17 protein-coding genes are annotated in these 11,863 nt (G+C 53.6%); 6 read left to right on the forward strand and 11 right to left on the reverse strand.

Annotated elements, in window-relative coordinates; all coding sequences use genetic code 11:
• Window position 1: 1 nt before the first annotated feature.
• The 3 genes from RHK62_RS05715 to RHK62_RS05725 are packed head-to-tail and all read left to right on the forward strand — an operon-like array spanning window position 2 to window position 1,688.
• A complete protein-coding gene (locus tag RHK62_RS05715) occupies window positions 2–463 on the forward strand; it encodes a pentapeptide repeat-containing protein (RefSeq protein WP_310453431.1) in 462 nt (153 codons plus the stop codon).
• A gap of 3 nt (window positions 464–466) precedes the next feature.
• Window positions 467–619 (forward strand): hypothetical protein, encoded by a 153-nt coding sequence (locus RHK62_RS05720; protein ID WP_190278162.1) that lies wholly within the window; start codon window positions 467–469, stop codon window positions 617–619.
• Window positions 612–1,688, forward strand: coding sequence for an Era-like GTP-binding protein (locus tag RHK62_RS05725; RefSeq protein WP_302679053.1), 1,077 nt, complete (start codon window positions 612–614; stop codon window positions 1,686–1,688). The genes RHK62_RS05720 and RHK62_RS05725 overlap by 8 nt, the downstream gene beginning before the upstream one ends.
• Here the strand turns inward: RHK62_RS05725 and dcd are convergent.
• The 5 genes from dcd to petN form a co-directional block, all read right to left on the reverse strand.
• A complete protein-coding gene (dcd, locus tag RHK62_RS05730) occupies window positions 1,655–2,236 on the reverse strand; it encodes a dCTP deaminase (RefSeq protein ID WP_181496856.1) in 582 nt (193 codons plus the stop codon). The two genes, RHK62_RS05725 and dcd, sit on opposite strands and share 34 nt — an antisense overlap.
• Window positions 2,237–2,320: 84 nt before the next feature.
• Window positions 2,321–2,584: a hypothetical protein gene (locus tag RHK62_RS05735; RefSeq protein WP_302676543.1), complete on the reverse strand. Its 264-nt coding sequence runs from the start codon at window positions 2,582–2,584 to the stop codon at window positions 2,321–2,323.
• Window positions 2,585–2,710: 126 nt separating this feature from the next.
• Entirely contained in the window at window positions 2,711–4,465 is a 1,755-nt protein-coding gene (gene argS, locus RHK62_RS05740) for an arginine--tRNA ligase (RefSeq protein ID WP_302679054.1), read from the reverse strand.
• Complete coding sequence (locus RHK62_RS05745; protein ID WP_206201408.1) at window positions 4,465–4,620, reverse strand: hypothetical protein; 156 nt, start codon at window positions 4,618–4,620, stop codon at window positions 4,465–4,467. The genes argS and RHK62_RS05745 overlap by 1 nt, the downstream gene beginning before the upstream one ends.
• Window positions 4,621–4,638: 18 nt before the next feature.
• Window positions 4,639–4,728: a cytochrome b6-f complex subunit PetN gene (petN, locus tag RHK62_RS05750; RefSeq protein ID WP_011056671.1), complete on the reverse strand. Its 90-nt coding sequence runs from the start codon at window positions 4,726–4,728 to the stop codon at window positions 4,639–4,641.
• Window positions 4,729–4,822: 94 nt separating this feature from the next.
• Between petN and RHK62_RS05755 the strand changes: the two genes are divergently transcribed.
• A complete protein-coding gene (locus tag RHK62_RS05755; protein WP_302679055.1) occupies window positions 4,823–5,290 on the forward strand; it encodes an ankyrin repeat domain-containing protein in 468 nt (155 codons plus the stop codon).
• Window positions 5,287–7,071 (forward strand): mechanosensitive ion channel domain-containing protein, encoded by a 1,785-nt coding sequence (locus RHK62_RS05760; RefSeq protein WP_310453432.1) that lies wholly within the window; start codon window positions 5,287–5,289, stop codon window positions 7,069–7,071. Before RHK62_RS05755 ends, RHK62_RS05760 begins: the two co-directional genes overlap by 4 nt.
• On the opposite strand, the gene RHK62_RS05765 is transcribed toward RHK62_RS05760, so the two are convergent.
• From RHK62_RS05765 to lipB, 3 genes are all read right to left on the reverse strand, one after another.
• A complete protein-coding gene (locus tag RHK62_RS05765) occupies window positions 7,068–7,577 on the reverse strand; it encodes a cupin domain-containing protein (RefSeq protein WP_302679057.1) in 510 nt (169 codons plus the stop codon). The two genes, RHK62_RS05760 and RHK62_RS05765, sit on opposite strands and share 4 nt — an antisense overlap.
• Window positions 7,558–8,541, reverse strand: coding sequence for an RNA polymerase sigma factor, RpoD/SigA family (locus tag RHK62_RS05770; RefSeq protein ID WP_315862953.1), 984 nt, complete (start codon window positions 8,539–8,541; stop codon window positions 7,558–7,560). The genes RHK62_RS05765 and RHK62_RS05770 overlap by 20 nt, the downstream gene beginning before the upstream one ends.
• A 220-nt stretch (window positions 8,542–8,761) precedes the next feature.
• Window positions 8,762–9,442, reverse strand: a complete 681-nt coding sequence (lipB, locus tag RHK62_RS05775; RefSeq protein WP_206201412.1) for a lipoyl(octanoyl) transferase LipB — start codon at window positions 9,440–9,442, stop codon at window positions 8,762–8,764.
• A 160-nt stretch (window positions 9,443–9,602) separates the two neighbouring features.
• Here lipB and hpf point away from each other — a divergent pair, with 160 nt between their 5' ends.
• A complete protein-coding gene (hpf, locus tag RHK62_RS05780) occupies window positions 9,603–10,220 on the forward strand; it encodes a ribosome hibernation-promoting factor, HPF/YfiA family (RefSeq protein ID WP_302676538.1) in 618 nt (205 codons plus the stop codon).
• Between the two features lie 58 nt (window positions 10,221–10,278).
• Here the strand turns inward: hpf and RHK62_RS05785 are convergent, their stop codons facing one another.
• From RHK62_RS05785 to RHK62_RS05795, 3 genes are all read right to left on the reverse strand, one after another.
• Window positions 10,279–10,785, reverse strand: a complete 507-nt coding sequence (locus tag RHK62_RS05785) for a hypothetical protein (RefSeq protein ID WP_310453433.1) — start codon at window positions 10,783–10,785, stop codon at window positions 10,279–10,281.
• 85 nt (window positions 10,786–10,870) lie between these two features.
• Window positions 10,871–11,563, reverse strand: a complete 693-nt coding sequence (locus RHK62_RS05790) for a HEAT repeat domain-containing protein (protein ID WP_206201415.1) — start codon at window positions 11,561–11,563, stop codon at window positions 10,871–10,873.
• 152 nt (window positions 11,564–11,715) lie between these two features.
• The gene (locus RHK62_RS05795) at window positions 11,716–11,847 is read right to left on the reverse strand and encodes a photosystem II protein Y (RefSeq protein ID WP_149817644.1); all 132 of its coding nucleotides are present in this window, start codon (window positions 11,845–11,847) and stop codon (window positions 11,716–11,718) included.
• Between the last annotated feature and the right edge of the window lie 16 nt (window positions 11,848–11,863).

Here is an 11,863-nt window from a genome sequence, read left to right on the forward strand (position 1 = left end):
GATGATTGCCAAGGTTGCGCCTGCCCTTTTCCTGCTCCTAGTCAGTACCCCTGCTTGGGCCGCCAATCCAGCCCATTTAGAACAACTGCGGCGCACGGGCAACTGCCCCAACTGTGATCTCAGCTATGCCCGCTTACGGGGGCGGAATCTTCAGGGAGCGGATCTGCGGGGGGCAAACCTCAATGCTGCCAATTTACGCGGTGCCAACCTGAGCAGCGCCAACCTCAGCGGGGCTGTCCTCAATAATGCTGATTTAACGAAGGCCAATCTCACCAATGCCAACCTCAGCGGGGCAAGCCTACTCATCACTCGTTTGGATCGAGCCATTCTCGGGGGGGCAAAGTTAGTGGATGCGATTCTCGGGGGGCGCGATCGCCTAGCACGGGTACGGACATTCCGCGATGCCACCTTGCCCAGTGGGGAAAAGGCCTTCTTTTTAGAAGAATCCAGCCGCCGTCGCTAGCCTATGGGGATTGCGATCGCCAGCTTTATTATTTTGTTCCTGCTCAGCGAAGCCGTATTGCACCTACGGCAGTGGGTAATTCCCTTTCCTGTCGTCTTAATTGCTGCGGTTGGTTTAGTGGTGGCCTCCAATTGGTCGCTCCTTCGCCGTGAGTAGCCTCCCTATCCTAGACATAACGGCTAAATGTCTAGAGGAACTTCTCGCGTGGCATCAGGTGCACCATCCCCAATTGAGTGCCCAATGGCAGCCCCTCTATGAGTTGCGCGATCGCCTCCACCAGAGTGCATGGCACATTGTTGTCTTGGGTCAAGTGAGCCGCGGCAAGTCCGCCCTTTTAAATGCCCTCTATGGCGAAGCGATTTTTCCTGTGGGCGCCCTTCATGGCACGACTCGATGGCCGCGAACGGTTCGCTGGCACTGTCAAGATCAAATCGTCGATCTCACGGATACCCCTGGGCTGGATGAAGTCGCGGGTAGTAACCGCGAAAGCATGACATGGAGTGCCGTTGAGACTGCCGATCTTGTCCTTTTTGTGACCCAAGACAGCCTTACCCCCGTCGAATGCCAAGCCCGCGATCGCCTAAACACCCTTAGGATTCCCCACAAGCTCATTCTCACCAAGGCGGATCTCTACCCGCCAATGGCCGAAGGTATTGCCGTGAGCAGCACAACAGGTCAAGGCATTCCAGAACTGCGACAGCTTCTTCAGCAGTGGTTACAACAGGAGGCTCCCCAAGCCCGTGCCCTGCGAATTCTCCACCAAGCCAGCCAAGTTGAACAGAACCTCGGGGCAGCTCTTGGCACGCAAGACACGTCGGCATGGTCTTGGTTAACCGCACAGATGGTGGGTAGCCTGCTGCTGCCGGGGGGATTTTTCGATGTCGTGCTGGCGATAATCAGTACCCTTGCCTATATCCGCAAAGCGTGCCAAGCCTATGCCGTGCCCTTTCCCCTACCGGCCTTTGGGAGTCTGAGTCAGTTTGTCTTACTGTGGTATGCGGCGATTTATCTTTCCAGTTGGCAAGGCTTGACCTTCGGCAGTGAACTCTGGGGAGTCAATACGACTGTTGTCCTCCAGGGGGGAGTGATCTTCTGGGGCTACCAACAGATTCGCCGCCGCCTAGACCCCTATCTTCAGCAGGGCTATCAATGGGGACACCATGGACCCCAACGGCTGTTGCAGCAACTCACTCAAACCCGTGCCAATGTGACGGCCTCCGGCTGATCTTGGTATTTGCCCCGCCGCGTTTCATAACTGACATCGCAGGGTTCACCCTCAAAAAAGAGCAATTGCACCACTCCCTCATTGGCATAGATGCGACAGTCTGCACTGGAAGAATTTGAGAATTCTAAGGTCAGATGGCCTCGCCAGCCCGCCTCTGCCGGTGTCAGGTTAGCAATAATCCCCGCACGGGCATAGGAGCTTTTACCAATACACAGAACCGTGACATTTTCAGGAACCTGTAGGCGTTCTAGCGCCACCCCAAGACCGTAGGAATGGGCGGGCAAAATAAAGAAGGCACCATTGGCATCTTCATGGAGGGGCGCAGATTCCAGATTTGCCGGGTTAAAGTTTTTGGGATCCACCACCGTCCCCGGCACATGGCGAAAGATACGAAACTCCTTCGGGCTGAGGCGAATATCGTAACCGTAGGAAGAAAGGCCAAAACTAATCACGGGCTGCTCAGCCACCCGCCGCACCAGTGTCGGTTCAAAAGGCTGAATCATGCCCTGAGCCGCCATGGCTCGAATCCAAATATCATTTTTAATCATTGTGCTGTCGCGATCGCACAAACAACCAATGTATCTTACAGCCCTTTTCCCATGAATAGAACAGGCTCAACACTGTGAAGAGACTTAACGCTTTGCTTCCCACTGACCCCAGCGATAGCCGAGTTCAAACCAGATCAGCGAATTCACAAAATAGATCGCGACCACCGTTAACCCTTGCCATAGTTGACCCAACTCAGGCCAAAGCCACGGCAATAGACCCAAACCCACGGCGATACCCCCTAGCAGACCGAGACCTGTCCCCCCTGCCATGACGAACATGATGAACAAAGCGCCCAGTTCTAGGCTGTTGGGTAACTCACGGCGAAATAGCCGAAAATAAAACTGCATGAGATACATGTGCGGCCATATCAGCAGGAAAATCACCGCCAGCAAAAGGTTAGAGAACAGGCTTCCCTCACTCTAGAAAATTCCAGAAACAACAGTGGTGCTGCGCCCCAGTATAGCGAGAAGGCGCTAAATCCGATCCAAAACCCGAATCCCCAGTAGGGATAGTCCTAGCTTCAGAGTCTGAGCAGTAAGATAGGCAAGGGTGAGACGGGATTGCTTCGTTGGCTCAGTTGCCGAGAGGATGGGACAGCGATCGTAGAACTGGTTGAAAAGCTGGCTCAGTTCAAAGAGGTATTGGCAGAGGCGGTTGGGCAATAGCTCAGCGCTCACAAGGTCGAGGGTTTCCTCCAGTTGCACAAGGTGCTTGGCCAAGTTTTGCTCTGTTTCATCCTCTAGGAAAAGGGGGGTATCTGGTGAGAGGGTGCGCCAATCAATGTCGCCGCGCCGGGTCAGTCCTTGGACACGCACATAGGCATAGAACAAATAGGGAGCGGTATTCCCCTGTAGGGAGAGCATCTTGTCGTAGCTAAAGACGTAGTTACTGTTGCGGTTTTGGCTAAGATCTGCGTATTTGACAGCACCGATACCGATCGCCCGTGCCACGGTGTCAATGAATTCTGGAGATTCACGACGGCCTTCAGTGGCAAGGCGCTGTTCTAAATCCGCTCGACTGCGGGCGATCGCCTCCGTCAACAAATCCATCAGGCGAATCGTTTCCCCAGAACGGGTTTTCAAGCGTTTGCCATCTTCCCCCAACACTAAGCCAAAGGGGACATGGGTTAACGTGACATGGGGCGGCACCCAACCCGCGCGCTGCGCCACTTGAAAGACTTGGGCAAAGTGGGTGGACTGCCCAACATCGGTAACATAGATAATCCAATCTGCTCGGTCTTTGTCAATGCGGTAGCGCAGGGCGGCTAAATCCGTGGTCGCGTAGTTGTAGCCCCCATCGGACTTCTGAATAATTAAGGGTTGGGGCTGCCCCTCTTTATTGGTGAAACCTTCCAAGAAGACGACCTTTGCCCCCTGATCCTCCACCACGAGGCCAAGAGCGGCTAAGTCCTCAATCACCGCGGGCAAAAAGGGATTGTAGAAGGACTCCCCTCGTTCGGTGAGTTCAATATCCAGCAGATCGTAGATCTTTTGAAACTCGCGGCGGGATTGCTCACACAGCAGTTGCCAAGCGCGGCGACTCTGTTCTTCTCCCTGCTGGAGTGCCACCACCTGCTGCCGTGCCTTCTGCTGAAAGTTTGGATCGCTGTCAAAGCGTTGCTTGGCCTTTTTGTAGAATGTCACCAAGTCACCTAAGTCAAGGGCATTGGCGGTTGTGAGGGCGTCGGGATAAACCTCCTCAAGGTAGGCAATGAGCATGCCAAACTGCGTTCCCCAGTCCCCCACATGGTTGAGCCGCAGGACATTGTGGCCTTGAAACTCCAGAATGCGGGCAATGCAGTCACCAATAATCGTGGAGCGCAGGTGACCCACGTGCATTTCCTTGGCAATGTTGGGGCTAGAAAAATCAACCACCACCCGGCGTGGCTCTCGCGCTGGCGGAATCCCCAAGCGATCGCTCCCAATAGCGGCTTGCAGGCTGCGCGCCAGAAAGTCTGGCTTGAGACGAAAATTGAGAAAGCCCGGACCAGCAATTTCGACGGGTTGACAGAGATCCTCAACATTGAGATGTGCCACCACCTCTTGGGCTAGCTCACGGGGTGCTTTGCCCACCTGCTTGGCGAGGCTCAGGCAAACATTGGATTGATAGTCGCCAAACTTGGCTTGACTGGCCGGCAGCAGGAGCGGCTGGGGATAGGTATCTAAAGGAAGTGCGGTTTGCAGGGCACTGAGGAGGCGATCGCCCAAAAGCCGTAGAGGAGCAACCATTAACGCTTGCGCCCCCGTTGTTGTTCTTTTTGCTCTGCTTGCAGCCGCCGGCGATCGCGCCACTCCGCAAAAGTCAGATAGCCAATGCCACCAGTGACGACAATCAGCAGCAGCAAGGCCACCAGAACCAGAAGATCCGCCAATGAAACCGTCATTGCCCCAGTCCTAGGTGGCTACATGCCGTGGCGACCCCACACCACAAAGGCGATCGAGAGCGTAAAGACACTGAGAACACCCACCCAACCGAGCGTGATAATATCCATTGCATGCGATCCTGAACTCAATGCAGACCTCATTTTAACTCAGATAGATTATCTTTTCTTTATTAGAGGCAGGCTACAGGCAATGACGCAGGGAATGACAGAAATTGAAACCGCCATTGAGCAAGGAGACCTGACCGCTGTCCAGGAGGCGATCGCCAACGGTATCGAGTTGAAAACGGAAGCGCTGGCACTGGCAGCAGAACTGGGGCACACGGAGATTGTCAATGCCCTGATTGTCGCCGGCGTCGATGTTAACCAAGGGGACAGCGAGGGTTGGACACCATTGATGGCTGCTGCCGGCGGTGGACATACCGCCATTGTGGAGAAACTGTTAGCCGCCGGTGCCAATGTCAACGCTCAAACGACCTTTGGTTTGACCCCCTTAATGGCCGCAGCAGCCAAAGGAGAGACGGCTACGGTCAAACAACTGATTGCAGCAGGTGCAGATCTCAACGCCAAGGATCAGAATTCTTGGACAGCTTTGGTGTGGGCGTTGGATGGAAAACATGCCGACGTGGTGGCAGTCATTAAAGCCGCTCGCGCACAATCTTTAGGACCATGATGAAGTACCTCAGTTTATTTTTAGCAGCAGCCCCTTCAAGTATTCTCATTGCTCAACTGGCGCGAACTCAACGGCTGCGGGTCGCGCTCATTGAAGCGGCTCAAATTGTGGGGATTGTTGGCATTGCGATGCTCACGGACTGGCTGCTGCTGAACTTGGGGATTCATCAACTGCAACAGCGGCTTGACCAAAAAGCCAGCCAACAATCCCAGCCTTGGCTCTCCCTTGGCGCTAGTCTATTGCGCCTGACGCTGCGGATTTTACTCTGGGCACTCGTTTTATCTTGGATTCTGCAATCGGTTCAAAGTCTTTCCCCTTGGCATGAGCGCATCGATAGCACGATTCAGTTTCTCCTCAAACGGGTGGCCGTGGTGTTTAACACCCCCTTTATGGAGTTGGGGCGGACGCAAATTACCCTAAACTTTCTCTTTTTAATTCTCTTTCTCTCCCTCGCAGTGATTTTTACCTCCCGCTGGGTGAGCGAGTGGCTCAAGAGTCGGATTCTCATGCAGTTACGGGTGGATCGCGGTAGCCAAGAAACCATCACCCGTGTGGTTAGCTATAGCCTCAGCTTTATTGGCTTTATTGTTGTTCTACAAACCGCGGGCATTGACCTCAGTTCCCTGACGGTGTTAGCGGGGGTCTTGGGGATCGGTTTTGGTTTTGGTTTGCAAACCCTCGCCAGTAACTTTATTAGCGGTTTAGCGATTTTGTTGGAACATCCGATTAAAGTCGGCGATTTTATTGAAGTGGATGGCCTGCTGGGCACGGTGGAGAAAATTTCAATTCGCGCTACGATTATCCGCACCAACGATAGCCAGTACGTGATTGTCCCCAACAACCGCTTTATTGAAAAGAACGTCGTTAACTGGAGTTACGGTAGTCCCGATAGCCGTATCCATATCCCTGTGAGTGTCGCCTATGGCAGTGATACGGTTCTGGTGACCGAAGCGCTCCTCAGTGCCGCCCGTCAGGATCCGCGCGTCCTGCTCACCCCACCCCCCAGCGTTTGGTTTCGCGGTTTTGGCGAGAATGCCTACCTCTTTGAACTACTGGTGTGGATTAACCGCCCCCAAGATTCTGAACCCATTAAAAGCGCCCTCAATTTTCTCATTGAGCAGGAATTACGGCAGCGGCAGATTGAAGTGCCTTTTCCCCAGTTGGATTTGCGGTTGCGCGACTTGGGGGAACTGCGCTCCTTGGCTCATTACTACCACCGTTCTGTGGCCAGTGTGCCCGAAACCGCAGCGGTGAGTGAGCCAGTAGCTCCTGAAATGGTCAAAACCGAACCCTCCCTTGCTGATCTACTGCGCAATATCAGTTGCTTTTCCTGCTGTTCCAATGCGGAATTGCAAATGCTGATTGAGTTGGGCAATCGTCAATTTTATGGTGTGGGGGAAATTATCTGCTCTGAGGGCGATCCGGGGGATGCCTTTTACATTGTCCTTGAGGGATCAGTGGAAGTGCGCTCTGAGCAGTTGGATCAAATCTTAGCCACCCTCTATGAGGGCGATTTCTTTGGCGAAATTTCAGTGCTAACGGGAATGCCGCGATCGGCCACAGTGCGGGCGTTAGAAGAAACAGTTCTATTTGTGGTGCATCGTTCAGCGGTACAGCGCCTGCTGCAAGCTCAACCCCAATTGGCGGAAGAGATTGCCCACGAGCTAGCGGCACGACAACAGGTTCTCCAAGAACTCGGCCTCGTGAACTCCCAAGAAATCAAAAGCCTGCCCCCCTTGCAGTGGATTCGTCGCCGCTTGCAAACGCTCTTTAATGTCTAGGGCGTCAAGCGTTCAATTAATCTCTGGTGCTGAGGAAACTGCTGCTGCAATTGCTGGCGATCGCCCAATTCAAAATCGCGAAAGTCAAATCCCGGCGCCACCGTACACCCCACAAGACTAAAACTGTCTGGCGCATCCACCGTTGCTCCAAACCATGCTCCCGCTGGTACCACCTGTTGCCATTGCTCCCCCTGATCGATATTCATCCCCAAGCGCAGGGGCTGATACTCGCCCGTTGGTAGAATCACATGAATCGTCAGGCTACTGCCCGTGTAAAAGTGCCACAGTTCATCACTGGCAATGCGGTGCAGTCGCGAACAGGCCGTGGAGGGGAGCAAAAAGTAAATACTCGTACAGTAGGGGCGATCGCCCCCCTGAAAGCCTGAAGGCAAAACCGCTGCGGGAATACTCCCTGCTGAGCGATAGACCTCACGGAAATAGCCCCCCTCTGGATGGGGTTGCAGATCAAGCGCCTCAATCCACGCCTTAGCTGGCCAAGTATTCATACATTTGCTGGCGCCGCCGCCGCAGGTGATCGAGGGCTTGCCGCTCCAGTTGCCGCACCCGTTCACGGCTGAGGTTGAGTTGCTCACCCACCTTGGCAAGGGACAGTTCTTGGCCATCCCCCAAGCCGTAGCGCAGGGTGAGGACTTGCCGTTGTTGCGGGGTAAGTTCCGCCAGCCACAGGTTGACATCATCGCGGAGGGACTCCACCGTGGTAAATTGCTCTGGCGAAAGACTGTCATCCTCCAGCAATTCACCCAGTTCAGTGTCCTGATTGTCCCCAACGCGCAGATCAAGGGAAACGGGTTGGCGCGCTAAGGTTAGGTACTCGCGGATTTGCTCTGGTTCCAATTCCAACGCCGCAGCTACCTCAGCTGGGGTGGCACTGCGTCCCAATTTTTGCGCCAATTCCCGTTGCGTGCGTTTGATCTTGTTCAGCTTCTCAGTGATATGGATGGGCAGCCGAATGGTTCGCCCCTGTTGGGCGATCGCCCGCGTAATGGCCTGACGAATCCACCAGTAGGCATAGGTAGAGAACTTATAGCCGCGCGTGGGATCAAACTTTTCCACACCGCGTTCAAGGCCAAGGGTGCCCTCTTGCACCAAGTCCAGCAATTCAAGGTTGCGTTTTTGATACTTCTTGGCCACCGAAACCACCAGCCGTAGGTTGGCTTCAATCATTTTTTGCTTGGCGCGTTCGCCGCGCTTAAGGAGATTGCGCAATTCCGCCGGCGTGAGATGAGAGGCCGCCGCCCATTCTTCAAAGGTTGGTTCACGTCCCAGTTCCTTGGTGAGAGCCTCGCGTTTTTCCCGCAGTGCCATCATTTGCTGCACTTGTTTACCCAGAATAATTTCCTGCTCATGGGTCAGCAGCGGCACGCGTCCAATTTCCTGTAGGTAGGTGCGCACCATATCGGTGCTAACAGTGGGTGTAGGGGATGGGGTTTTGGAAGCGGAGTTCATCATAGCAGCACAGATTCTAAACAGTATTTGGCAAGGAAGAATGTAGATAAAAGATTTATCGCGATGAAGATGACGACTCGCACTGATAAAGCTGAGGTTCCTATAGCGTTAGCCTAGCAGGTGAGAGGGAGTTGGCCTGTATCCTAATCTACTTAGACTTAAATTGTGCCCCGAAAGTTGCCAATTCATAACAGCCGATTCCTGAAATAAAGATTAAAGTTTGTCAACTAGAGATGGGGATCAGGAGATCGGCAAGGGCTTTGGGGGCAAATTCGAGGGCAAAAACACGGCCAAAGGCCGTCACAAACTGCTGGCGCACCTCCTCTAGGGTAATGTTGGCACAAAACTGCCGTAGGTTCCCGACGGGGCGATCGCCAATGCCACAGGGGACAATGCGACCAAAGCCCTTTAGATCGTTCACCACATTGAGGGCAATGCCGTGGAAGGTAATCCAGCGGGTCACCTTGATCCCAATTGCGGCCACCTTGTACCCCTCTACCCAAACACCTGTAAGGCCAGCGACGCGCTCCCCTTTAATGCCATAGTGCCCTAGGGTTTGAATCACGACTTCCTCCAACTGGTGGAGATACCAATGCAAATCGCAGCGGTGGCGGCGTAAATTCAAAATCGGGTAGGCCACCAATTGGCCGGGGCAGTGGTAGGTGACATCGCCTCCGCGCTCAATGCGCAAGACCTCAATGCCAGTAGCCACAGGATCAAAGTGAAGGTGGGCGGTGGTTGCCCCTTGACCAAGGGTGTAGATGGGGGGATGCTCCAAAGTGAGCAGGACATCTCGGGCAGTGGGATTGTGGCAGCGCTCAGCCACCAGTTGCTGTTGCCAGCGCCAAGCATCGCGGTAGGGAATGATCCCCAAGGCACAATGCCAACCAAGGGCAGTTTTCATAGGGGGTGCCAGATTGTCAAGAGCTAGAGGATAAGAATTATCACAGAACACGAATAAAGGTGAAGAGCGGCAGCACACCCTGTAATCGCCGATACGGAGATGTTAGGGTGGAAGTAGATCAGCCTTAGATGTATCTGTTTTGCTCAGGGGAGGCAACCCTATGAGGCTAGTGATTCATGGTAAAAACATTGATATTACGGATGGCATTCGCAGCTATGTGAACCAAAAAATTGAGCGAGCCACCCATCATTTCCAAAATGTGATTAATGAAGTTGATGTGCATCTTTCCGTTGCCCGTAACCGTAGCACCGCTCCCAAACAAACTGCTGAAGTGACCCTCTTTGTCAATGGCTCCATCATTCGCGCCGAAGAAAGCAGTGAAAATCTCTACGCCAGTATTGATCTCGTTGCCGACAAAATTGCGCGCAAACTCCGTAAACTCAAAGAAAAACGCCAAGACAAGTCCCGCGCTAAAGACACCAATAGTGTGGTGGAGCCCGCAGTGGTGACCGACTTAGTGGGCGATCGCACCCCCCAACTGCCCGAACAAGTCGTGCGCATGAAATACTTTGCCATGCCCCCCATGAGTATCCAAGAAGCCCTTGAGCACCTAGAAATGGTGGATCACGACTTCTATGTCTTCCGCAATCGCGATACGGGAGAAATTAACGTGGTCTATGAACGCAATCATGGGGGCTATGGGGTGATTCAACCCCGCCCCACCTCCCAAGAAAATCATCACCCTGCGGCTAAACCCATAGCTAAGGCAGCACCCTAGAACCACACTCAAACAGCAATCACAAAAGGGATGCCCTCTGCCTCTGGTTTTCCTGCTGCTAGGGGCGGAGGGTGAGTTGCCACTCTTGGGTCTGGCGATCGCGCTGAAGTTCGCTATTTTCACCAATCACATAGGGCCCCCAGTAGCGTTTGGAGCCATCCAGCGTGAAAGCAAGGACAATATCCCCTGACTGAAGTGTCAGCTTGCCCTCTGGCAGCGTTAATAGTAATCCCTTAATACTGCCCTCCATGGGGGCAAAATCCCAGTGAACTGCTCCTTCATTAGGATGGGCGCGATCGCTGGCAGCGAGCAACACCACGCGCACCGGAAAGGCCGTTTGATTACTGATGCGTAGCCCATTCGGTTGCGGGTTGGCTGGCGTTTGGGGAGGGGGTAAGGGCTGAACAGTAGTGGTTTCTGGTTCTGCCTCGACAATGGGGGGCGGTTGGGTCAGCAGGTCTGGCTCCCACCAGAGCGCAAAATGTAGTTGTGAAAGAATAATCGCACCCACCACCCCGACCAGCACTGCCACGAGGTAAGGAAGAAATTTAATTCGGATAGACATAGAGATAGGTTACTGCGGATGCCGCGCCTTTCTTTCCAGTTTAGAGAGTTGTGGCAGAAACCGCAGTGGGCAAAAAAGTTTGATCTCAATTGCCAGGGCCCTGAACTTCGGAGGAAAGTCGCTCTTGCAAGCGTTGCAAAGAAATCTGGGCTGCCGTCGCCACATGGGGATGCTCATCTTTAGCGAGGTATTCCAAAGCGGCTTGGGTTTTTGGGCTAGGGAGATTGCCCAGAGCTTCAGCGAGCCGTTGCCGTACCAACCAATCCTCTGTGGTCACAAAGGGCAAAATATCTTCGACAACACTGGGATCGCCAATTTCCCCCAGAGCGGCGATCGCCCCTTGGAGCATCACGACTTCCTGACTTTTCAGCGCCGAGCGCAATACATCCACCGCGCGAGGATCCTTAAGATTGCCCAGCGCCACAGCAGCACTAAAGCGCACTAACCAATCGGTGTCTTCATAAAAGGCGCGCACTAGCGGTTCAAAGGCACGCCCATCTTCGAGATAGCCCAAGGCACCCGCAGCATCGGCACGAATACCATAATCCGGTTCACTCTCGAGCAACTGCACCAGAATGTCAAAGCACTCCGGTGTGGATTTAACCCCAAGGGCAAACACAGCCATTGAGCGAATCTGTAGATTTTCGTCCCAAAGGACTTTTTTAATCAGGGGTACGGCATCCGCAGAGGGGACATCCCGTAGCGCGGCTAGCGCCAGCAGGCGATCGCGGGAATTGGGACTTTCCAGTTGATGGGCAAGCTGTTCGAGGGAAGGCATGGCAGTAACCTGAAAGCTAATTTACAAAAGTTAACAATATACTTCCTATTATAAAAAAGTCTCCCCAAAGTAAAACCAAGATCACACTCGGTCTGGTTCCTTGGGGAGCGCTTGCCCAACAATTCCACAGAGGATACAGCCGTATCAATGTCCTAGGCTGCTTTGGCTTTTTGCAGGAGCTTTTGAAACTGCTTGACAGCATAGGGCAGAATGTTACGAACTGCCCAACCCGCAGCCAGTAGGACAGGTAACAGGACAATCAGGACACGCCAATCCATACCCATAACCTCCCAAAACGTT

This window comes from Thermosynechococcus sp. HY213 (assembly GCF_031460975.1).
Taxonomy (GTDB): Bacteria; Cyanobacteriota; Cyanobacteriia; order Thermosynechococcales; family Thermosynechococcaceae; genus Thermosynechococcus.

Excerpts from the sequence above, each read along its gene's own strand:
- RHK62_RS05715 (WP_310453431.1), top strand. The coding sequence starts at position 2 with ATGATTGCCAAGGTTGCGCCTGCCCTTTTCCTGCTCCTAGTCAGTACC.
- RHK62_RS05720 (WP_190278162.1), top strand. The coding sequence starts at position 467 with ATGGGGATTGCGATCGCCAGCTTTATTATTTTGTTCCTGCTCAGCGAA.
- dcd (WP_181496856.1), bottom strand. The coding sequence starts at position 2,236 with ATGATTAAAAATGATATTTGGATTCGAGCCATGGCGGCTCAGGGCATG.
- RHK62_RS05735 (WP_302676543.1), bottom strand. The coding sequence starts at position 2,584 with ATGCAGTTTTATTTTCGGCTATTTCGCCGTGAGTTACCCAACAGCCTA.
- argS (WP_302679054.1), bottom strand. The coding sequence starts at position 4,465 with ATGGTTGCTCCTCTACGGCTTTTGGGCGATCGCCTCCTCAGTGCCCTG.
- RHK62_RS05745 (WP_206201408.1), bottom strand. The coding sequence starts at position 4,620 with ATGACGGTTTCATTGGCGGATCTTCTGGTTCTGGTGGCCTTGCTGCTG.
- petN (WP_011056671.1), bottom strand. The coding sequence starts at position 4,728 with ATGGATATTATCACGCTCGGTTGGGTGGGTGTTCTCAGTGTCTTTACG.
- RHK62_RS05755 (WP_302679055.1), top strand. The coding sequence starts at position 4,823 with ATGACAGAAATTGAAACCGCCATTGAGCAAGGAGACCTGACCGCTGTC.
- RHK62_RS05760 (WP_310453432.1), top strand. The coding sequence starts at position 5,287 with ATGATGAAGTACCTCAGTTTATTTTTAGCAGCAGCCCCTTCAAGTATT.
- RHK62_RS05765 (WP_302679057.1), bottom strand. The coding sequence starts at position 7,577 with ATGAATACTTGGCCAGCTAAGGCGTGGATTGAGGCGCTTGATCTGCAA.
- RHK62_RS05770 (WP_315862953.1), bottom strand. The coding sequence starts at position 8,541 with ATGATGAACTCCGCTTCCAAAACCCCATCCCCTACACCCACTGTTAGC.
- lipB (WP_206201412.1), bottom strand. The coding sequence starts at position 9,442 with ATGAAAACTGCCCTTGGTTGGCATTGTGCCTTGGGGATCATTCCCTAC.
- hpf (WP_302676538.1), top strand. The coding sequence starts at position 9,603 with ATGAGGCTAGTGATTCATGGTAAAAACATTGATATTACGGATGGCATT.
- RHK62_RS05785 (WP_310453433.1), bottom strand. The coding sequence starts at position 10,785 with ATGTCTATCCGAATTAAATTTCTTCCTTACCTCGTGGCAGTGCTGGTC.
- RHK62_RS05790 (WP_206201415.1), bottom strand. The coding sequence starts at position 11,563 with ATGCCTTCCCTCGAACAGCTTGCCCATCAACTGGAAAGTCCCAATTCC.
- RHK62_RS05795 (WP_149817644.1), bottom strand. The coding sequence starts at position 11,847 with ATGGGTATGGATTGGCGTGTCCTGATTGTCCTGTTACCTGTCCTACTG.